Annotated in this window: 18 protein-coding genes; 10 read left to right on the forward strand and 8 right to left on the reverse strand. The window is 54.2% G+C overall.

From position 1 onward, the window contains the following. Window positions 1–35 precede the first annotated feature (35 nt). From spoIIID to NOG13_RS00805, 5 genes are all read left to right on the forward strand, one after another. Entirely contained in the window at window positions 36–314 is a 279-nt protein-coding gene (gene spoIIID, locus NOG13_RS00785) for a sporulation transcriptional regulator SpoIIID (protein ID WP_283110422.1), read from the forward strand. A gap of 224 nt (window positions 315–538) precedes the next feature. Next, the gene (locus tag NOG13_RS00790) at window positions 539–874 is read left to right on the forward strand and encodes a phasin family protein (RefSeq protein WP_283110423.1); all 336 of its coding nucleotides are present in this window, start codon (window positions 539–541) and stop codon (window positions 872–874) included. Beyond that, a complete protein-coding gene (locus tag NOG13_RS00795) occupies window positions 861–2,450 on the forward strand; it encodes an ABC1 kinase family protein (protein WP_283110424.1) in 1,590 nt (529 codons plus the stop codon). Before NOG13_RS00790 ends, NOG13_RS00795 begins: the two co-directional genes overlap by 14 nt. 171 nt (window positions 2,451–2,621) lie before the next feature. After that, window positions 2,622–3,311 carry an HAD family hydrolase gene (locus tag NOG13_RS00800; RefSeq protein ID WP_283110425.1) on the forward strand — a complete coding sequence of 230 codons (690 nt, stop codon included), beginning with the start codon at window positions 2,622–2,624 and terminating at the stop codon, window positions 3,309–3,311. Further along, a complete protein-coding gene (locus tag NOG13_RS00805; protein ID WP_283110426.1) occupies window positions 3,304–4,161 on the forward strand; it encodes an FUSC family protein in 858 nt (285 codons plus the stop codon). The genes NOG13_RS00800 and NOG13_RS00805 overlap by 8 nt, the downstream gene beginning before the upstream one ends. A 127-nt stretch (window positions 4,162–4,288) precedes the next feature. On the opposite strand, the gene NOG13_RS00810 is transcribed toward NOG13_RS00805, so the two are convergent. After that, window positions 4,289–5,458 carry an iron-containing alcohol dehydrogenase gene (locus tag NOG13_RS00810; RefSeq protein WP_283110427.1) on the reverse strand — a complete coding sequence of 390 codons (1,170 nt, stop codon included), beginning with the start codon at window positions 5,456–5,458 and terminating at the stop codon, window positions 4,289–4,291. Between the two features lie 228 nt (window positions 5,459–5,686). Between NOG13_RS00810 and NOG13_RS00815 the strand changes: the two genes are divergently transcribed. Both NOG13_RS00815 and NOG13_RS00820 read left to right on the forward strand, forming a co-directional pair. Further along, complete coding sequence (locus NOG13_RS00815) at window positions 5,687–5,869, forward strand: hypothetical protein (RefSeq protein WP_283110428.1); 183 nt, start codon at window positions 5,687–5,689, stop codon at window positions 5,867–5,869. A 126-nt stretch (window positions 5,870–5,995) separates the two neighbouring features. Further along, entirely contained in the window at window positions 5,996–7,534 is a 1,539-nt protein-coding gene (locus NOG13_RS00820) for a ClC family H(+)/Cl(-) exchange transporter (protein WP_283111197.1), read from the forward strand. 49 nt (window positions 7,535–7,583) lie between these two features. Here NOG13_RS00820 and NOG13_RS00825 read toward each other — a convergent pair whose 3' ends face one another. The 4 genes from NOG13_RS00825 to NOG13_RS00840 all read right to left on the reverse strand — a co-directional run bounded on the left by NOG13_RS00825 (window position 7,584) and on the right by NOG13_RS00840 (window position 11,471). After that, on the reverse strand, window positions 7,584–8,252 hold the full coding sequence (locus NOG13_RS00825; protein WP_283110429.1) for an acyltransferase: 669 nt from the start codon (window positions 8,250–8,252) through the stop codon (window positions 7,584–7,586). 27 nt (window positions 8,253–8,279) lie between these two features. Beyond that, window positions 8,280–9,140 carry a dockerin type I repeat-containing protein gene (locus NOG13_RS00830; RefSeq protein ID WP_283110430.1) on the reverse strand — a complete coding sequence of 287 codons (861 nt, stop codon included), beginning with the start codon at window positions 9,138–9,140 and terminating at the stop codon, window positions 8,280–8,282. A gap of 90 nt (window positions 9,141–9,230) precedes the next feature. Further along, a complete protein-coding gene (trpS, locus tag NOG13_RS00835) occupies window positions 9,231–10,253 on the reverse strand; it encodes a tryptophan--tRNA ligase (protein ID WP_283110431.1) in 1,023 nt (340 codons plus the stop codon). Window positions 10,254–10,283: 30 nt separating this feature from the next. Continuing rightward, complete coding sequence (locus NOG13_RS00840) at window positions 10,284–11,471, reverse strand: aminotransferase-like domain-containing protein (RefSeq protein ID WP_283110432.1); 1,188 nt, start codon at window positions 11,469–11,471, stop codon at window positions 10,284–10,286. A 277-nt stretch (window positions 11,472–11,748) separates the two neighbouring features. Between NOG13_RS00840 and NOG13_RS00845 the strand changes: the two genes are divergently transcribed. After that, window positions 11,749–14,073 (forward strand): SpoIIE family protein phosphatase, encoded by a 2,325-nt coding sequence (locus NOG13_RS00845; RefSeq protein ID WP_283110433.1) that lies wholly within the window; start codon window positions 11,749–11,751, stop codon window positions 14,071–14,073. Between the two features lie 4 nt (window positions 14,074–14,077). On the opposite strand, the gene NOG13_RS00850 is transcribed toward NOG13_RS00845, so the two are convergent. The 3 genes from NOG13_RS00850 to NOG13_RS00860 form a co-directional block, all read right to left on the reverse strand. Then, window positions 14,078–14,863: a TatD family hydrolase gene (locus NOG13_RS00850; protein WP_283110434.1), complete on the reverse strand. Its 786-nt coding sequence runs from the start codon at window positions 14,861–14,863 to the stop codon at window positions 14,078–14,080. A 114-nt stretch (window positions 14,864–14,977) separates the two neighbouring features. Next, window positions 14,978–16,918, reverse strand: a complete 1,941-nt coding sequence (metG, locus tag NOG13_RS00855) for a methionine--tRNA ligase (RefSeq protein WP_283110435.1) — start codon at window positions 16,916–16,918, stop codon at window positions 14,978–14,980. Window positions 16,919–17,042: 124 nt separating this feature from the next. After that, complete coding sequence (locus NOG13_RS00860; RefSeq protein ID WP_283110436.1) at window positions 17,043–18,119, reverse strand: LCP family protein; 1,077 nt, start codon at window positions 18,117–18,119, stop codon at window positions 17,043–17,045. A gap of 315 nt (window positions 18,120–18,434) precedes the next feature. Between NOG13_RS00860 and NOG13_RS00865 the strand changes: the two genes are divergently transcribed. Both NOG13_RS00865 and NOG13_RS00870 read left to right on the forward strand, forming a co-directional pair. After that, window positions 18,435–19,664, forward strand: a complete 1,230-nt coding sequence (locus tag NOG13_RS00865; protein ID WP_283110437.1) for a BaiN/RdsA family NAD(P)/FAD-dependent oxidoreductase — start codon at window positions 18,435–18,437, stop codon at window positions 19,662–19,664. A 10-nt stretch (window positions 19,665–19,674) separates the two neighbouring features. Further along, window positions 19,675–21,258, forward strand: coding sequence for an NAD(P)/FAD-dependent oxidoreductase (locus tag NOG13_RS00870; RefSeq protein ID WP_283110438.1), 1,584 nt, complete (start codon window positions 19,675–19,677; stop codon window positions 21,256–21,258). Window position 21,259: the final 1 nt, after the last annotated feature.

Consider the following 21,259-nt stretch of genomic DNA (forward strand, 5'->3'; position numbering starts at 1 on the left):
GTATTTAGCAATCGGATCGTTTGGAGGGTGGGGCAGTGAAAGGCATCGTTGAGGAGCGCGCGGTGGAACTCGGAGAATACATCGTTGAGCACAAGACGACTGTGCGCGCAGCCGCCGGAAAATTCGGAGTCAGCAAAAGCACGGTACATAAAGACGTGGCACAGAGGCTGAAATACATTGACCCTCAGCTTTACCGAAAAGTGAAGGTCGTTTTGGATTACAACAAAGCACAGCGGCACATCCGCGGGGGAATTGCAACGCGGATGAAGTATAAAAAATGCGCAGAAAGCCGTTCAGAAGGCCGCGCAAATTGAAAATCTTTCGGGTACCGCACCGGAAACGCTTAACCGGGTTACCCCGGAAGCATACGCAGGCAGACGTTTCTGCCAATCGGACGGATCTTCGCAGAAAGCGTAGGTCCGTTTGTTTCTGCCAAAATTTTTGTTGTTTTGGATGCAAACTGTTCCCGAATTGTTGATTTTTCCGCTTTTGCTGGATAGAATAAGGGCGGAAATCAAAATATTGGGAGGCATGCAGGATGATGAGCGAAGAATTAAAGAAAATTTTTCTTGCCGGTCTGGGAGCAGTTGCCATTACCGCCGAGAAATCCAAACAGATTGTGGATGAGCTCGTCAAGAAGGGCGAACTGACTCTGGAACAGGGCAAACAGCTAAACGAAGAATTAAAGCACGATGCTTGCGATAAAATCAAAAAGCATGTCACCGTAAATGTAACACACGAGTGGGATGGCGCGGGCATCTCGGAAGCAATCAGCAAAATGACCAGCGAGGAGCTGGCAAACCTTAAGGCCGATATTGCACGCCGGGAAAAGGCACTGCAGGAACCTGAGGTTGAATCCGATGGAGAAGATTAAACCCTCAGGCAGCCATGAGCGCCTGAGGGAAATCCTCGCGGTACTGCGTAAGTACCGGGCTACGAGGGGCATGACGCCCGAAAAGCTGAGGATGATTCTGGAAGACCTCGGCCCCACGTTTGTCAAATTTGGTCAGATTATGTCCATGCGCACCGATATGCTGCCCCGCAGCTACTGCGAGGAGTTAAGCCGTCTGCGCATGGATGTGCGCCCGATGGAATACGAAGAGGCCGCGGGCGAAGTGGAACGTGCGCTTGGACGCCCGATTCACGAGATGTTTCGGAAGTTCGAGAGGAAGCCGATCGGTTCGGCATCCATCGCGCAGGTCCATTATGCCGAACTGAAAAACGGAGAACGCGTTGTCGTGAAGGTACGACGGCCCGGCATCCGAGAGGTGATGGAGCGTGACACCGCTCTTCTGCACCGCGTCTCGGGCCTGCTGCCAATCGTAGGCGGGACGGGAGACGCCGTCGACTTCGACCAAGTCATCGACGAGATTTGGGCCGCAGCGCTGGCCGAGATGGATTTTAGCAACGAGGCCGCCCAAGCGGAGGAGTTTGCCCGCCTCAACGCGGATATTGCCTGCGTGAGCTGCCCGCGTATTCTGAGGGAGTACTCCACGGAATCCGTGCTGACCATGGAGTATGTGGAAGGGATTCCGATTGATGAAAAGAACAGACTGGAAGCGGAGGGCTACGACCTTACGGAAATCGGCGAGAAGCTGGCGGAGAATTACGTCAAACAGATTGTAGACGACGGCTTTTTCCACGCCGACCCGCACCCGGGCAATCTGCGGATTCGGGACGGAAAGATTGTCTGGCTCGACATGGGGCTCATGGGCCACCTTACAAAGCGGGACAGGGAATTGTTCCGAAGTGCCATCAGTGCGGCTGTCCGCGGCGACGTGAATGAGCTTTGCAACCTTCTGCTCGTCTTCTGCGAGCCGAAGAGAACGCTTGACCGTTCTCGCCTGTTTACCGATATAGACGCGCTGATGAATCGCTATGAATCCCTTGACATAGGAAGCATGAACCTGCTGGAGATTCGGGATGATGTGGTGGCGGCAGCGGAGCGAAATGGACTGGCCTTTCCGAAGGGATTTTCGGTTCTCGGCCGCGGCCTTGTCACCATAGAAGGCGTTCTTAGCTCGCTCGACCCCGAAATCAACATGATGCAGGTCATGGTGAACCACCTTTCCAACCGTGTGTTGGACTACATGGACCCCCGCAAGGAATTAAGAAAGGCGCTTGCCGCGCTGTACCAGTCCGGCAGGCGCATGCCGCACATTCCCTCGCAGCTTTCCGAGCTTCTGAAAATGGGAATACGCGGTCAGGTCAAAACAAATGTGGAGCTTCAGGTTTCGCCGCGCGGCGAGCATGTGATAAGCCACACGGCGGGCCTTATTGTCGCAGGGCTTGCCGAGTGCGGCCTGCTCATCGCATCGGCTGTTCTCTGCACGGTTCCAGCCGCGCCGCAGTGCCTCCCCGGTGTTACGGTTCCGGGTGCGGTTGGCTTCTGCATGGCGGCTCTGCTTGGAGGTTACCTTGCGTGGGACGTCCTGCGCCGAAAGAAGTGAAAAAAAGTCGCTTTCATTCGCGCTCCGACCGCATAAAACCTGCATGGCCCTTAAATTCAAGACTCCGCCTGTGAGGCGGAGCCTTTGCTAAAGCGATATCTTGCAAATTACCGTAGAAATGGGTATGATAGAAAGGCAAATCCGAGAATCGAAAAACAATCAGGTGATTATTTGTACCTAGCGTGTATTTTTGACCTGGATGGCACTTTGGCAGATACGTTGGAATCCATCGCATATTTTTCCAATCGTGCTCTGGAACAGTGCGGATACCCTGTAATCCCCACAGCGGATTACAAGAAAATCGTAGGCGACGGAGCCGATATGCAGGTAAGACGTATGCTGGACCGTGTTGCCGGAAAGGGCAAATGGGCTGAGAAAGATTTCCGTAGAGTTCGCACCGTTTACGGCGGCCTTTACGGTGCAGAACCAACCCGCTTGCTGAAAAACTATGCCGGTATGCCGGAAACCATTCGCCGGCTCAAGGGCGCGGGAATTCGTACAGCGGTACTTTCCAACAAGCCGCATGAGTGGGTTACGGCTATTATCGAGACCCTTTTTCCGCAGGGCAGCTTTGACGTTTGCTTCGGGCAAAAACCGGATATTCCCCGCAAACCGGCACCCGATGGTGCGCTTCTCATTGCAGAAAAACTCGGTGTATCCCCAAAAGAATGTCTTTACATTGGGGATACCAATACGGATATGAAAACAGGTTCCGCTGCCGGAATGGACACTGTCGGTGCGCTTTGGGGTTTCCGTACGCGCGCCGAGCTGGAACAGAACGGTGCGCATTACCTTGCCGAACGGCCGGAACAGGTGGCTCAAATTGCTTTAAGCGGAAAGCAGTGGGGTGAAAATGAATAGAATCATTCATAAGCTTCGCAGAGAGCAGAGGCTCGGTCTGCGCATTATCAAAACGGGTATCGCCGTTACGGTGTGCGTTGCGGCTTCCGCTTTTCTGAAGCTCGACCAGCCCTACCTCGCTGTTATTGCCACCGTGCTTTCCATGGAAAAATCGGTGGATACCTCGGTGCGTGCCGGCAAGAACAAGATGATCGGTGTGCTGATTGGATCTGCGCTCGGCTGCGGACTTGCCATGATTTCCCGTGGAAATGCGGGGCTTTGCGGCGTTGGGGTTATCCTCCTGCTTTACCTCTGCCAGCTGCTGCACCTCACAGAGGCCGCGACACTCACCTGCTTTGCGTTTGCCGCTGTCATGTTTTCCGCCGGCGGAAAGAACCCGTGGAACCCCGCAATCATGTGCGCGGAAAATGCCCTCCTCGGCATTGCCGTGGCGGTTGTCGTCAATCTCCTAGTCATTCCGCCGAATTATACCGAAGAAATCGAGCTTGCCTATACAAGCCTGAAAGAAAACATCGAGACTGCACTTCTCTGTGCAGCGGGGCGTAAAGAAATCGAAGTCAAGAAAATCGAGGGTATCCTCGAACGCCTTTGCACAAACATCCGGCTTTATGTGTCGGAAGCGAAGCTCCTGCGCAACGCCGACGACGAAGTGTTCGCCATTTCCTGCAAGGTCGCCGGCTATCGCGAGCTTTTGGACGAGCTGAAAGCCATTGAACTTATGCACCTCAGCGAGAAGGAAACCGTTCCGAAAGGGATGCTGCCGATTTATGAGTATCATCTGGAGCGCGCCCGCAATCTTCAGGAAAGCCTGATGGGCAATGAAACAAACGAAAAGACATCAAACCCATAACGAATCGAACAAGAAACGGCACACGCCATTTGGCATGTGCCGCTTTTTTGTGCTCCAGCCGGTAAAAAAATACGCACTCCGTTTCCGGAGTGCGCAGCAGGAGAATTTTCAAACAAAATTCGCTTGATTAGAATGCCACGTCTTCGCCGTAGTAAGCGCAGTTGATGATCTTTTCCATCATTTCTGCGTCAGTCGGGCGCGGGTTGGAAGCGGTGCAGGGGTCGAGAACCGCATTGGCGGCAATGGTCTTTACATTTGCCTTGAACATTTCTTCGCTGACGCCGTTGTCCTTGTAGGTTTGAGCGATGCCGAGCTTCTTGTTCAGGCTGCGGACTGCTTCGACGAGAGAATCGGTGAGCTGCTTGTCGGTGTTGCCGGGCAGGCCGAGGATGCGGGCGATGTTTGCGTAGCGATCCATGCAGACGCGGGAGTTATATTGAATGACATACGGCAGGAGGATGGCGTTGCAGCAGCCGTGCGGAAGGTGGAACACAGCGCCGGTCTTGTGAGCAATGCTGTGCGCAATGCCGAGCAGTGCGTTGGAGAAGGACATGCCGGCGAGGCACTGGGCGATGTGCATTTTTTCACGTGCTTTCGCGTCGCCGTTGTAGGAATCTACGAGGCTGTCGAAAATATCGGAAATTGCCTGCAGAGCAAGCGGATCGGAGAAACCGGAGCGGTTGCTTGCAACATAAGCTTCAATAGCGTGGGTCAGAGCATCCATGCCGGTGTGTGCGGTCAGTTTTTTCGGCATTGTCATGGCAATGTCGGAGTCGAGAACCGCAATGTCCGGAGTAATTTCAAAGTCAGCAAGCGGGTACTTGATGTTGGTGGAGTAGTCGGTGATAACGGAGAAAGCCGTTACTTCGGAAGCCGTGCCGCTTGTGGAAGGAATGGCGACGAAAATAGCCTTTTTGCGGAGCTTCGGCATTGTGAACGGATCTTTAATGTCCTCGAAGGTCTTCTCCGGATACTCATAGAACACCCACATAGCCTTTGCAGCGTCCATCGGGGAACCGCCGCCGATGGCGACAATTACGTCAGGCTCGAACTCGCGCATAGCCTTTGCACCGTCGAAAACACGCTCAATGGACGGATCCGGCTCAACACCTTCATAAATTCTAGTCTCCATGCCGGCAGCCTTCAGGACATCCTCTGTTTTCTGCAGGAAACCGGTCTTGCGCATGGACTGACCGCCGGTGACGATGAAAGCCTTTTTGTGGCCCTTCAGGTTTTTGAGTTCATTGATTGCGCCGGAACCGAAATAAATGTCGCGCGGTAAAGTGAAACGTGCCATAAAAATCCTCCTTAGATTGTTAAAAAATATTCAAACTTTGATAATATTTTATCATGCTGTCTCTTGTTATAATTTCTATAGAGAAATATAATAAGTAAATTTTAGGAAACCTTTACGATTCATATTCCCCGTTTTTAACCAAAATACACCAAGCGAAGAGCGTCCCGTGCAATCTCTACCCCCCCCAAAAAAATCTCCGCGCCCTTTTCAGCGGCGGGAGCGGGTGATATGCTTCTGATTCTCTGCGCGGCGCCGTTGATTATTACGGGAATCCTGAATACGCCTGACTACGTTGATATTTTCCTTGTGGTTCTTTTGCTGGCGTTTATGATCACTTGGGTGATCTGGCTGGTTGCCGCCTTAACTGCCAAAGGGGTGTCCGCCATCTGGAAAGAACCGAAAAACGACTGACGCGGTTGATTATTGAGCGCAGCGGAATCGGGAGAAAGAAGTGGGGTTGCGAAGAAATTTGAAAAGCGGCGAAAGAGCGCATATAATGGAAGTACCGATTTCCGGAGGTTTTGTCTCGTGTCCCGAATGTATCGCTTTCTTTCCAAACTGGAACGCTTTCAATGGAATATTGCCCTGAAGTCTTTGCTGACCGGCACGCTGGCGGGCATGCTTGCCGTTCTTTACCGCCTTGCCACCGAAAGAGGAACTGAAGCTGCCACGCAGCTTTATCAGTACCTCAAAATCCACCCGGTGATGATTTGCGTGTGGGCTGCGGCAGCCGTAGGTGCCGGACTCCTGATTGCCTGGTTAATCCGCATTGAGCCGATGGCGTCGGGCGGAGGAGTTCCTCAAGTGGAGGGAGTTATCCTCTACGGCCTAAAAATGCGGTGGTATGTTGTCATCGCGGTGCGCTATATTGCGGGAATTCTCGGCTCGCTGTTCGGACTTTCGTTCGGCCCAGAGGGGCCGTCGATTCAGTTGGGCGCTGCCGTGAGCGAAGGCGTATCCAATAAGATTGCCGAAACGAAAATCGAAAAGAATCATCTGCTCACTTCGGGCGCTGCCGCCGGTCTTTCTGCGGCGTTCAGTGCCCCGCTGACGGGTATGATTTTTGCGCTTGAGGAGATTCAGCGGAGCTTTTCGCCCACGGTCCTTGTCTCGGCGACAACCGCCTCACTTATGGCGGACTTTATTTCCAAATACTTTTTCGGTCTGAAGCCTGTGCTGTATTTTCAAAACATTCCGCAGCTTCCGCTCACGCAGTACCTCTGGCTGTTTCCGCTCGGAGCGTTTGTGGGTCTCTGCGGTGTCGCCATGAACCGCGCGCTTCTGCTGTTCCAGACAGCATACGGAAAAATACCCCGCAAACTGCGCCCGATTGTGGCGCTGCTTCTGGCCCTTCCGTGCGGATTTCTGCTGCCGCAGGTTCTCGGCGGTGGGCGGAATCTCATAGCGCTGACGGAAAGTGCCAATGTCACCTTCTCGCTGATTGCTGTTTTGCTTGTGGTCAAAATCGTGTATTCCGGCACCAGCTTCGGAAGCGGCACTCCGGGCGGCATCTTCATGCCGATTATCTCCGTCGGCGCGCTTTCCGGCTGCTTCTTCGGTCTCGCAGCGCAGAAGCTCGGCATGCCGTTGGCCTATCTTCCGGTTTGCGTGGTCTGCGGAATCGCGGGCGGACTTTCTTCCTGCGTGAAGGCGCCGGTTACGAGTATTCTTCTGACGGCGGAACTTACCGGTTCGTTCCTGCACATTCTTCCGGTTGCCATCTGTTCATTTGTCGCGCTGTTCGTTTCCGATCTGCTGAAAACAAAGCCGATTTATGAAGCCCTTCTTCACCGCTACATTGAGAAGAACGGCTATGCCATTCCCGCAGCGGACAAACGCGGCGAACTCATTGAATTCCCCGTTGAAGCGGGAAGCGGACTTTCCAGAAAGCTTCTGCGGGAAATCGACTGGCCGGAGGGTTCGTTGGTCGTCGGTTTGCGCCGCGGTTCCGACGAGCTTGTTCCGAAGGGAGATACGCAGATTCTTCCGGGAGATTACCTGCTGGTGCTTGCGCCGCAGAGTAAGAGCCGCGAGGTTCGGAAAGAGATTTGGAAGCTGTGTCATTTCAATATCTGAAGGCAAAAAAAAGCCGCTGCCAAAAAAGGCAGCGGCTTTTCTATTTCTTTCAGCGCTTCTGTGCGATTTCGCCGAGGCGTTTATAAATGCTGTTGGCAGGTATGTATCCGCGCACCATGGAAAGCGGATAGATATTTGTTCCGCGCCCGACTATCGTGCCGGGGTTCAGCACGGAGTTGCAGCCGACCTCAACGTGGTCGCCGAGCATGGCTCCGATTTTCTTCAAACCGGTCTCAATGTCCTCGGTTCCGGTGTGGATTTTTACGAGCGTTCTGTCCGACTTGATGTTCGATGTAATGGAGCCGGCCCCCATGTGCGACTTGTAGCCGAGGATGGAGTCACCAACGTAATTGTAGTGCGGAACCTCAACATTGTCGAAGATAATGACGTTTTTCAGTTCCGTGGAGTTTCCGATAACGCATCCGGCGCCGACGAGAGCGCTTCCGCGGACAAAAGCGCATTGGCGTACTTCCGTTCCCGGGCCGATGATGCACGGCCCGTTCAGGTAGGCGGAATCAAACACTTTTGCCGATTTTGCGACCCAGACGTTCTCACCGCGCAGTTCATATTCATCGGGGGAAAGCGTTTCGCCGAGTTGAAGAATAAACTCAGAAATTTTCGGAAGAGCCTCCCACGGATAATCGACGGATTCCAAAAGCGGCTTTGCGGCCGTGTGGCTGAGGTCATAGAGATTTTTCACAAGAGCAGGTTCAAACATGGTAAAGCAGACTCCTTTTGCACGAAGTTATTCCCCCGAGGAGGAATTCTCCAGTATCTTTTGTTTTAGTCTTAGCAGGTCGGCAGTGTCAATGCGCTGGTCGCGGTTGACATCGGCAGCAGCCGAAAGATCTGCCGGAAGGGATGTGTTGCCGATCAGATAATCGTAAAGGATAGAGCAGGCGCTTTCGGTTGGCCTGCCGCATCGCGTGAGGTCGCCGAGAACCGTCACGTTTATGGTGCGGAATACGTTTCCGTTTTCATCCTGAAGCACAAGCTGATCTCCGGTGCAGATGAGGCCGTCTTTCCGCGCCGAACCGTCGGGTGCAATCACCGTGACTCGGCTTGCTATGCCCGAAAGGAGCTGCACAGCGGAAGATACCGGAATGGAATTTTCCAGAACAAACTCCTGCTGTATCTCTGGTTGCGGCGCCGAGGAGGTCGTTTCAGAAGATTCCGGCTGCGAGGATGGTGCTTCCGGCTCGGAACTTTCACTTGCCGGTGCTGAAGAAACCTCAGACGATACTTCGGACGACACAGCGGACGAACCTGCAGACGATGGTGATGACTGGCCTTCCACGGTAATCAGGATGCAGCCGATTACATCTCCGCTGGGATTTTGGATGACGGCACGGTCGCCGGTAGCCAAAGGACCAGAGGGGCGGATGCTCCCGTCAGCTTTATAAACGGTAAGTTTTAAGGACTTGGATATATTCAGCATCTTGCCGAGCTTTGCTACGGTAGTGTCGGCAGAGACCACGAAGGTATCGGTTACCTCCGGCAGTGAGCCGGACTGTACTGCACGTGACACAGCCGGAAGGCAGCAAAGAAAAATCAGTAGAAAAAACAAAACGGAGAAAAATAGTTTTTTTGCCGAATTTTGTCTCATGGAGTATCACCGCAATTCAGCGTAGCAACGGAAAATTGCAAAACTGTAAATTGTGGCGATAATTCACAAGAAAAATTTTACACTGGAATATTAACGCTTCATCGGAAGAAAACCGATTTTCTTCATAGCCTTTCGCAGAGTGCGAATAGAAATAGAGTATGCCTTTTCGGCACCTTCCGTCCAGCACTGTTCGAGGTAATCGCGGTTCTTCATGTAGTCGTCAAAGCGTTCGCGGATGGGGCGCAGATGCTCGACGACGGCTTCGCCGACGGCGGCCTTAAATTCTCCGTATCCCTTGCCCGCAAATTCGTTCTCGATTTGCTCATACGTTTTGCCCGTCACGCAGGAGTAGATGCTCATTAGATTGTTCACGCCGTCTTTTCCCTCGGCATAGCGCACGCAGGCTTCGCTGTCGGTAACAGCGCGCTTGAATTTGCGCATGATATCCTCCGGCTTGTCGAGCATGGCGATGTAGGCATTTGTGTTTTCGTCCGATTTGCTCATCTTCTTTGTCGGGTCCTGCAGGGACATGATTTTTGCGCCCTGTTTCGGAATATATGCGTCCGGCACGGTGAAGGTCTGGCCGTAGATGCCGTTGAAGCGTTCGGCAATCGTGCGGGTCAACTCCAAGTGCTGCTTCTGGTCGATGCCCACCGGTACGAGGTCAGCCTGATAGAGCAAAATGTCTGCGGCCATGAGAGGAGGATACGTGAACAGGCCGGCGTTGACGTTTTCGGGGTGCTTGGCGGATTTATCCTTGAACTGCGTCATGCGCTGCAGCTCGCCGAACTGAGTGTAGCAGTCGAGGATCCAAGCCATCTGAGCGTGCGTGGGCACATGACTCTGGACGAAGAAGATGCTCTTTTTGGGGTCGATGCCGCAGGCCAGCAGAAGCGCATAGGCTTCCAGCGTGTTGCGGCGAAAAGACGCCGGGTCCTGCCGCACGGTGATGGTATGCAGGTCTGCGAGCGCATAGATGCAGTCAAATTCATCCTGAAGGTTAATCCAGTTTTTCAGGGCGCCGAGGTAGTTGCCGAGCGTAATGGTGCCGCTCGGCTGAATGGCGCTGAATATTACTTTTTTACGGTCTTCCATATTTGCCGGTTCTGTCATGTTTGTCGTTTTCTCCTTTTATTTGGGTAATCAGAGGATTTCATCTGCAACCTTGCCGAGAATCTGGATGCCCTTTACAAGGTTTTCATCCGTCGGCGTGGTGTAGTTGATGCGGAACGAAGAGCATTTCTCGTTTTCGTCCGTGAGGAACGCGTTTCCAGGAACGACGCATACCTTGCGCAGAACAGCCTGCTTACTGAACTCTGCCGCGTCGGTGCCCTCCGGCAGCGTGCACCAGAAGAACAAGCCGCCCTCAATAGGCAGGTAGCTGATTTTCGGGGAGAGGTATTGGTCCATGGCGTCGGTTGCGAGCTTTGCCTTCTTGCGGTAAATGCTGCGCAGACGCTCCAAGTGGGCTTCGTAGTTGTATTTTGTCATGAATTCATAGCAGATCATCTGGCTCCAGATTGTCGTGTGAACATCCTCCCCCTGCTTGCAGACGACCATTTTCTGAATAATCGGCTGCGGAGCAATGCAGTAGCCGACGCGGATGCCCGGGGAGATGACCTTGGAGAACGTGCCCGCGTAGACAACAATGCCGTCCTCGTCCAAAGATTTGATGGCTTCGATGTGTTCGCCGGCGAAGCGGATGTCGCCGTACGGATTGTCTTCCAAAATCAGGACGCCGTACTTTTTCGCAAGCTCATACATACGGCGGCGCTTTTCGGCGCTCATGGTAACGCCCGTTGGGTTCTGGAAGTTCGGAATGGTGTAAATGAACTTGACGTTTTTTTCCTCTTTCAGCGCGGTTTCAAGTGCGTCCATGTTCATTCCGTCCGGTTCCACCGGCACGCCGCGCAAATGCGCACGGTAGGAGCGGAACGTGTTCAGCGAACCGATGAAGCTCGGCGCTTCGCAGAGAACGGTGTCGCCTTCGTTCAGAACGGATTTGGAAAGGAGGTCCATGACCTGTTGGGCGCCGCTCATGATAATCAGATTATCAAAGCTGCGGCCGATATTGTGCTTCTCCTTCATGTACGACGTGAGGTAGTCACGCAGGGGCGTGTAGCCTTCCGTCAGGCCGTACTGGAGCGCGTCAATGGGGTGGCTGCGGAAGATTTCTGCGGAGATTTCGGCAATCTCTTTTGCCGGAAAAGCCTCCGGCGCCGGGTTGCCGGCAGAAAGTGAAACAACAGCCGGGTCCGCCGCGTACTTGAAGATCTCTCGAATCGCCGACGGTTTCAGCGTCTGCACGCGGTCAGAAAACACATAGTTCATCGGGTTCTTCCTTCCTTCCATAAAATGCCGCTTTCCGCAAGGCAATATTCCAAGTGATTGCTAATTATTGTAACACACAATTGCCCACTTGAACAGAATGACCCGAATTCTTTTCAATCCATCCGCTTTCGAGCTAATCCGTCGATTTTTTTACTCCAAGTTATGACAATCTGTTCAATATCCAGAATGTATAATAAATTCAGAAAGATTTCGCACCAGACTGGCGGCTTGAAAACCGCCGCGCGGACGGAAAAATTACGGATGTGATAAAAGAACTATGATAGCGGAGAAAACAAAGCGAATCCGTTTCTCGCAGGCAGCAGCCGTTCCCGCAAAGCTGGCGGCAAGGCAACTTGCCGCCTTTACAATTGGTCTGCTCTGTTCGAGAGGGGTTGTGTTCGGGCAGTATGCCCCGTTTGGAGTTGCCGTGGTCGCTGCAGGGCCGTATTCGGTTCTGTTCAGCCTGACCCTCGGCAGCGCGATTGGATATATGCTGCCGTCCGGCATGGTTGTGCCGGTGCATTACCTTGCGGCAGTCATTGCCGCAGCGGCAATCCGCTGGGCGCTCAACGACCTAGTAAAACTGCGGATGCACCCGATTTTTGCGCCGTCGGCTGCATTTCTTCCGCTTTTAACGACATCAATTGCGGTCGCGGCGGTCAGCAGTGCGACCTTTTCCGAAACGGTGATGTATGTTTCCGAATCTCTGCTCGCGGGCGTCTCGGCGTATTTCTTCCGGAGAAGCATTACGGCGGCTGAGTCGGAGCGCAGCGCCGCAGAGTGGACTCCGCAGGAGATAGCCTGCGCGGCGTTCACCATCAGCGTGCTTCTGCTATCCTTTTCCGAGCTTACGCTCTGGGGCGTTTCGGTGGGCAGAGTCCTTGCCATTCTTGCGGTGCTGTTCGCGGCGCGCTACGGCGGCGTTGCAGGCGGAAGCATTGCGGGCGTAACGGCGGGGCTTACGTTCAGCCTTGCGACATCGGGCCTTAACTATGTTTCGGGAGCCTATGCGCTCGGCGGCCTCGTTGCCGGACTGTTTTCACCGCTCGGGCGGCTTGCTTCCGCTGCGGCTTTCGTGCTGGCAAACGGAATCGCCTCCCTTCAGGTAGGAAATCAAAAAGCGGTTATCGTTGGGCTTTATGAGGTCGCGGCTGCGACGGTGATTTATCTTTTACTGCCCGCGAAAACCGGCAGTTTTCTCGTAGGCGTGTTTTCCCGCCGGGATGACAGTGAGAGTGCAGAGGGGCTTCGCAAATCCATCGTGATGAAGCTCGATTTTGCCGCCAAAGCGCTCGAAGGGGTAGCCACCTCCGTGGAGGAGGTCTCCCGCCGTTTGGAGCAAACAGCCGCGCCGGATATTGACGACGTTTACAACAAGACAATCGAGCATGTCTGCCGCACCTGCGGTCTGAAAGGCTATTGCTGGGAGAAAAGCTACAACAAGACGATGGATGCATTCAACAACCTGACCCCTACCTTGCGCGAAAAGAGGAAGGTGGAACACGACGATTTCCGTGAGGAATTCCGCACGCACTGCAGCAGAGTGGACAGGCTTGCGGAATCCATCAATAAGTACTATGCCGATTTCTGCGCTATGGAGGCGGCGGAAAAGCGCGCAAAGCAGATTCGCAGCATGGTGGCCGAGCAGTTCACCATCACCGGAAGTATGCTCGAAGACATGGCTTCCGACATGGAGATGTGTGAAAAATACGACCCGGCCGCAACCCAGAAGACTGCGGAAGTCCTGCGTCTGGCAGGAATCCAGCCCATGAGCGTGAGCTGCCGCATCGACCGGTTCGGGCACATGTCTGCCGAAGCAGTCGCGGCGCTGCCGCAGTCCGGCAGAATCAACCGCTCGAAGCTCAGAGAGGAACTCTCCCGCGCATGCGGGCGTGAGTTCGACGTCCCCGCCATCACAACGGAAGCGGGAAAATGCCGAATTCAAATCAATGAGCGGGCTGCCTACAAGGTAAAAACAGGCTGTGCGCAGCACATCTGCGGCAACGGCAAACTTTGCGGAGACTGCTGGACGAGCTTTCCCGACGGCAGCGGACGCGTGGTTTCCATTCTGTGCGACGGAATGGGTACGGGCGGCCGTGCGGCGGTGGACGGCGCAATGGCGAGCGGAATTATGGAACGCCTCGTCAAAGCGGGCATCGGGTTCGATACCGGCCTGCGCATTGTGAATTCGGCGCTCGTCGCGAAATCGGGCGATGAGTCGCTTTCCACCATGGACGTCTCCGTAATTGACCTCTACACCGGTGAGGTAACCCTGCTCAAGGCCGGTGCGCCGGGGGCAATTCTGCGCAAAAAAGGGCATGCCGTTGTTCGCGACACGCCCGGTCTGCCGATTGGAATTTTGAATGAAGCCAGTTTCAACCGCTCCGCCGACTCGCTCTCAGACGGAGATTTGCTCGTGATGCTTTCCGACGGTGCTCTCAGCTCCGGCAGCGACTGGATTTGCGAGGAAGTCGAAAAATGGGACGGCACGCTTCCGCAGGAGCTTGCGGAGACCATTGTCTCCAAGGCGATTGCCCGCCGTTCCGACGGACATGACGACGACATCACCGCGCTTGTGCTGATGCTGTGCAAAGCGGAGTGAACGCTTACTCGGCTTCTTCGGAGCCGAGGAACAGCCGGCAGGCGTTGCGATGCGCCTTGAAAATGAGTTCCTGCGTATCTTCTTCACGAATTTCCGCAATGCGCTCCGCCGTGTAGGCAATCAGTGACGAATCGTTGCGCTTCCCGCGGAATGGAACCGGCGCCATATAGGGGCAGTCCGTCTCGAGAAGAAGACGGTCGGCGGGCACCATTTTTGCGACCTCAACAGGCACGCGCGCGTTCTTGAAGGTAACTGCACCGCCAAGGCCGATATACATGCCGAGCCGCAGCACCTCTTTTGCCATTTCCACACTGCCCGAGAAGCAGTGCACCACGCCGCGCGGCCGATGCTTTTTGAGCAGTTCCATCGTGTCGCCGTGCGCGTCGCGGTCGTGGACAATAATCGGCAGGTTCATTTCGTTCGCAAGCAGAATCTGCTTTTCAAAAACATCCCGCTGCACTTCGTGCGGCGGATTTTCTTCAAAGTGGTAATCAAGGCCAATTTCGCCGACAGCCACCATCTTCGGCTGAGCGAGCAGCGCTTTGAGCTGTTCCTCCCAGTCTGCGGGAAGGTCGTGTGCTTCTTCGGGGTGGATTCCCGCAGCGGCGTAAAAATATGGGTATTTTTTCGCGAGGGCTGCCGCTTTGCAGGAAGACGCAAGGTCAGCCCCGCAGTTGAGCACGCGGGAGACGCCGAGATTGGGAAGTTCGACGAGAAGCTGTTCACGGTCCTCGTCAAAGGACTTGTCGTCGTAATGTGCGTGGCTGTCGAAGATATTGCTATATTTCATGTTTTTCCTCCCTATGCAAAACGCGGTCCCCTATAAAGGGACCGCGTTTTGAAATCATCCGGCAGTGCCGGAGCGATCGATTTCTGTTCTGCGGTCTGCAACCGCACGAATGTGTTACCGAATCTTGCTGCCTGCGGGAACGCCTTCGAGGAAAATGACCTTTGCACCTTCACCCACATCCGCGGCAAGAATCATGCCTTGGCTTTCAACACCGCAGAGTTTTGCGGGCTTGAGATTCGAGACAAGCACCACGGTGCGGCCGATGAGGTCTTCCGGCTTATACCACTGAGAAATGCCGGAAACAACGGTGCGCCCGTTCATACCGTCATCGAGCGTCAGCTTGAGCAGCTTCTTGGAACCTTTCACGGGTTCGCAGGCCTTTACGACAGCCGCGCGCAGGTCAACCTTTGCAAAATCATCAATGCCGATCTGCGCAACGCCTTCCGGCTTTTCGGCAGGCTTTTCCGCGGCTTTTTCCGCCGGATTCGGAATCAGGCGGTTGAGTTCTTCGATTTCCTTTGCCACGTCGATGCGCGGGAAGAGGGCGTCGCCTTTCACGATTGTCGTGTCAGCCGGCAGCAGGTTCCATTTTGCTGCGGCTTCATAGGTCAGCACATCTGCACCGGCGCCGATCTGCTGCTGAATCTTCGGAGCGGTGTCCGGCAGGAACGGCTTGAGCAGGATGGAGACAATGCGGAGCACTTCGCACAGGTTGTAAAGCACTGCCGCGAGCCTTGCCTGCTTTGTCTCGTCTTTGCCGAGAACCCACGGGGCGGTTTCGTCAATATATTTGTTGGCGCGGGCTATGAGCTTCCAGATTTCCGTCAGAGCAACGGAGAACTGGTAGCTGTCCACAGCTTCGTCGCATTTTCTGCGCAGGTCAAGCGCCATGGAAATCAGTTCGTCGTCAATAGGAGCACTTTCGCGCTGTGCGGGGATTTTTCCGCCGAAATACTTCTGCACCATCGCCGTTGTGCGCGAGAGCAGGTTGCCGAGGTCGTTCGCAAGGTCGGAATTAATGCGGTTGATGAGAGCTTCGTTGGTGAACAGGCCGTCTGCGCCGAACGGAATCTCGCGCAGGAGGAAGTAGCGGACGGCGTCTACGCCGTAGCGGTTGCAGAGGATGAGCGGGTCAACCACGTTGCCTTTGCTTTTGCTCATCTTGCTGCCGTCGCCGAACAGCAGCCAGCCGTGGCCGTAGACCTGCTTCGGAAGCGGAAGGTCGAGCGCCATCAGCATGGCCGGCCAGATAATGGTGTGGAACCGAACAATTTCCTTGCCGACAAAGTGAACATCGGCAGGCCAGAATTTGCGGTACAGCGAATCGTCGTCGGAACCATAGCCGAGCGCCGTGATATAGTTTGTCAGTGCGTCCACCCACACGTAGACAACGTGCTTCGGGTCGAACGTAACCGGAATACCCCACGAGAAGCTCGTCCGCGAGACGCAGAGGTCTTCGAGCCCCTGCTTGATGAAGCTGATCATTTCGTTCTTGCGGCTTTCGGGCTGAATGAAATCCGGCTGGTCTTCGTAGAGCTTCAGCAGGCGGTCGGCGTATTTGGAAAGGCGGAAGAAATAGGCCTCTTCGTTTGCCATTTTCACTTCGCGGCCGCAGTCCGGGCACTTGCCGTCTTTGAGCTGTGTCTCTGTCCAGAAGGATTCGCACGGTGTGCAGTACCAGCCTTTGTACTCGCCTTTATAGATGTCTCCGCGGTCGTAAAGCTCCTTAAAAATTTTCTGAACCGCTGCAACATGGTAATCGTCCGTTGTGCGGATGAATTTGTCGTTCGAGATGTTCAGCAGCTTCCAAAGGTCCTGGAACTGCTTCGCCACGCGGTCGACGTACTGCTTCGGGGTAATACCCTCTTTTTCAGCATTCAGTTCAATTTTCTGACCGTGCTCATCGGTCCCGGTCAGAAACATCACGTCGTAGCCCTGCATTCGTTTGTAGCGCGCTATTGCGTCGCACGCAAGGGTGCAGTAGCAGTGGCCGATATGCGGCTTGCCGGACGGGTAGTAAATCGGCGTTGTGATGTAAAAAGTCTTTTTCTCCATTCTCTCTGCCTCCGGGAACGATGATTTTTTCTACGCTAATTTGTTAGTATATCATTTCTCCGCGGAAAATGAAATCCGCGGAGAAGAATTCGCATAAAATGATTTTCTCTAGGCAAAAATCCGTTTAATCGGAAGATTCTGAGGGGATTGTTTCCCCATAGAGGAATTGGCGGAGCAGCGCGCAGTTTTTCTCCAAGTCAAGCACCAGCACGTCGCCAGCGCCGGGAACGTCTGATTTGTCCGTGAACGTATCGGGCGCAGGTATCTGCATGGATTCTATTTTGTAGGAGGAAAGATCCACGCCTATCGAAGCAAGATAGAGAATTTCACTGTCGTTGAGGTTTGTTTTAACATACGGAAGATAATCATAAAGAATTTGGCTGGACTGGAGCAGATTCATGCCTTTAATTTTTTGAATCATAAGCTGAATAATTTGACGTTGCCGGCTTGTCCGTCCATAATCGTCGTGGCCGAATTCATCGGTGGCATGACGGATACGCGCGTAGTAGAGGCACTGCGCTCCGTTCAAATGATTAATGCCTTCTTTAAAGTGGGTGCCGATATTTTTGTTCATTTCCCTGCAGGTCGCCTTAGACATCGGCACGTCCAGCCCGCCCATCTTGTCAATGACTGCCGCGAAGTTTTCAAAATTGATAGAAACGTAGTGGTCAACATCTATGCGGAAATTGTTTTCGAGCGTCTGCATGGTCAACGCGACACCGCCGTTTGAATAGGCGGCATTCAGCTTTTTCTTGCCGATGGTGGGGATTTCGAGGTAAGAGTCGCGCAGGAAGGAAACGAGCCGAATCGCTTTTGAATCACTGTCAATGGAGATCAACATCATGCTGTCGGACCGGCCGTCGGAACCGTCGTCGTTCTCGTCCACACCCAGCAGGAGGATGTTCATAACGCCCTGCTGCGTTTTTACGGCCCACTGCGGCGCTTCTGAAGGCTGTTCCTCATATTGCTGAAGAGCCTCGCTGTTCACAGGATCCGATCGGTTGAGACGCGACATCATCATACTCACATAGATAAATCCGATGCCGCATAAGAGAAGAATCAGAAAGACAATCGTAAGGATCACTGTTTTTACAGCCTTGCTGTGAGATTTCACACTGTCTGAATTTTTTCGTTCGGAACTGTCAAAAGTATATCCGTCATTAAGGGAGTTACCGGAATTTAGTTTGCTACGCTTTTTCATATTTTTTACCTCTGATAAATGAATCCCCATTGAATCCCCATCGTGGAGAAAGGGCGTCTAAATCAAGACTCCCGCGGTTGTATTTCTACCGCAGTTTGTTATAATGTTTATAACGTATATTGTAAGTTAATTTGTAGAGGGCAAATTTCTAATTATGAAAAATAAACAAAAATTCAAACAAGGGAATAACAGAACATATACGCTGGCTGCACGCATTGTGGCACTCGTATGTGCTTTGCTGATTGCCGCTTCGGCATTTGTGTTCTTGTTTTTTTGAATTTGAGCGTAGATTCACTGGGTTGAAAGGAGAAAAGAATGTACGACATCGCGGTCGTCGGAGGAGGAGCCTCCGGCCTTGCCGCAGCGTTAGCCGCTGCAGAAACGGCTGAAAAAGCGGGCAGGACGCTCAAAATCGCTGTTTTGGAAAAAAATCCTCGGGTGGGAAAAAAGCTGCTGCTTACGGGCAACGGACGCTGCAACCTCACGAACCGCAACGCTGGGCCGGGACGGTATTACGGCGACACAGACGCAGCCGCGGGAATTTTGCACCGTTTCCCGCCGGAGAAGATTATCCGCCTGTTCCAAAGCCACGGGCTTCTCTGCCGGACTTTGGACGAAGGCCGCGTTTATCCATATAGCCTTCAGGCTTCCTCTGTGCTGAATGTTCTTCGCCTGAGCCTTGAAGCCGCAGGGGTAGAAACACTCTGCGATTTTGCCGTAAGAAGCATTGAGGCTACCCACGGCGGATTTGCACTGATTTCCGAAAAAAAGAGCGTGAAGGCCAAACGAGTCATTGTTGCCTGCGGCGGAAAGGCCTGCCCGCAGTCCGGTTCAGACGGAGACGGGTATGCGCTGCTCAGACCGTATGGCCACACAGTGAGTCGGCTCAGCCCTGCGCTGACGCAGGTTCGTACTGACCCAAAACTCGTAAGACCTCTCAAGGGCGTGCGCTGCATGGCAGAGGCTGCTTTGATGCAGGGCGGCCGCAAAATCAAAACGACGCGGGGAGAAGTTCAGTTTACGGAAAACTCTCTCTCCGGAATCTGTATTTTTGAGTTTGCCCGCTTTCTGGGCAGTTATGAACCAAAGACACTTGAAATCACGCTTGACCTCGCTCCCGAATATCGAGCGGAGGAGCTGGAAAGGCTGATTCGTACGCGGGCGGATGCCTGCGGTGATATGCCGGCGTTTGCTGCGTTGGAAGGAATTCTCTGTAAACCGCTCGCCATCGAAGTGATGAGAAGAGCACTTCAAGGAGCATCCGTTTCGGCAAGCTCGCTGACCGCACAGAATGTAAAAAACGCAGCGGCGACGTTGAAACAGTACCGTTTTCCCGTTTTGGGAACAGCTCCGTGGCAGAACGCGCAGGTAACAGCGGGCGGCGTACCGCTTTCCGAAGTGGATGAGAACCTGCAGTCGCGTTTCTGCAAGGGACTGTACCTCTGCGGGGAATTGTTGAATCTTGACGGAGAATGCGGCGGCTTCAACCTTCACTGGGCATGGGCCAGCGGCATTACGGCGGGAAACGCCGCAGCAGGAATTTGACGGAGGAAAGATGTATCGAATTACCGATATCCGAATGGAATTAAATGGAACGGAAAGCGACCTGAAACGCGAAGCCGCAAGGCGTCTGCGTGTCAGGCCGGAGGAAATCCGTTCTTTGAAACTTTACCGCCGCTCGGTGGATGCAAGAAGAAAAGACGACGTTCATTTCATCTGCACGGTGGATGTAGAATGTCCTCGCTGCAAAGCTCCGCGCGACCGAAAAATCACAAAAGCGGAACCCTACCGATATCGTTTGCCGGAAATCCGCCCGCTTTCTTCGAGGCCCGTGGTCGTGGGGTTCGGCCCAGCGGGAATGTTTGCGGCATTGATTCTGGCACAGGCCGGTCAGCGGCCCATCGTCTTGGAGCGCGGCTCCTGCGTGGAGGAGCGCCAGAAGAAAACACAGCAGTTCTGGAAAATCGGTGTGCTGGACCCGGAGTGCAACGTGCAGTTCGGCGAGGGCGGCGCCGGAACTTTTTCGGACGGAAAGCTCAACACCGGAACAAAGGATCCCCGCATCCGCAAGGTGCTGGAGGAGTTTGTCTTGGCGGGAGCACCGGAGGAAATCCTGTACCTAGCAAAGCCGCATATCGGCACCGACCGCCTGCCCGGTGCGGTGAGGAACATCCGCAAAACGATTCTTTCCCTCGGCGGAGAGATTTACTTTGACACGAAGATGACGGCGCTGCTGACGCGCGACGGAAAAATCACCGGGGTGGAATTCCGGACGCAAGGCGGAACACCCGAGCGTTTGGAAACCGAGAACGTCATCCTTGCCATCGGCCACAGTGCGCGGGATACATTCGCCATGCTGGAGGCAATGAAGCTGCCCATGGAGGCAAAACCGTTTGCCGTCGGAGCGCGCATTGAGCACTTGCAGAGCATGATTGATAAGGCTCAGTACGGAAAATTTGCAGGACATCCGGCGCTCGGTGCAGCGGATTACAAGCTAGCTGTACACCTTCCCACTGGACGCGGCGTTTATACATTCTGTATGTGCCCGGGTGGCACGGTGGTGGCTGCGGCAAGCGAACCGGGCCGCCTCGTTACGAACGGCATGAGCGAGTTTGCCCGTGACGGCGTAAATGCAAATTCCGCTTTGCTTGTGAACGTCGGCCCGGGAGATTTCGGCGGGGAAGGCCCGCTTGCCGGCATGGAGTTTCAGCGCCGGCTGGAAGAAAAGGCATTTGAACTCGGAGGGGGAAATTACCGCGCCCCCGCCCAGCGCGTGGAGGATTTCCTTGCGCGGCGTGCGTCTACCGGATTCGGCAGCGTTGTGCCGACTTATCCCATCGGCGTAACACCGTGCTCCTTGGATGACTGCCTGCCCGAGGTTATCGCGGATTCGATGCGTGAGGGCCTGCGTCAGATGGATACCCGCCTGAAGGGATTCGCCAGTCCGGATGCGGTTCTCACAGCAGTGGAGACCCGTTCTTCCTCGCCTGTGCGTCTGCTGCGGGGTGAGGGCTTGCAGTCTGTTGGGCTTCGCGGACTCTATCCCTGCGGAGAGGGTGCAGGTTACGCCGGCGGAATCGTTTCCGCCGCCGTCGACGGAATTCGCTGCGCGGAGCGGGTACTCATGGCGGTATATTAAA

Origin of the sequence: Thermocaproicibacter melissae (assembly GCF_024498295.1) — a bacterium.
GTDB lineage: Bacteria > Bacillota > Clostridia > Oscillospirales > Acutalibacteraceae > Thermocaproicibacter > Thermocaproicibacter melissae.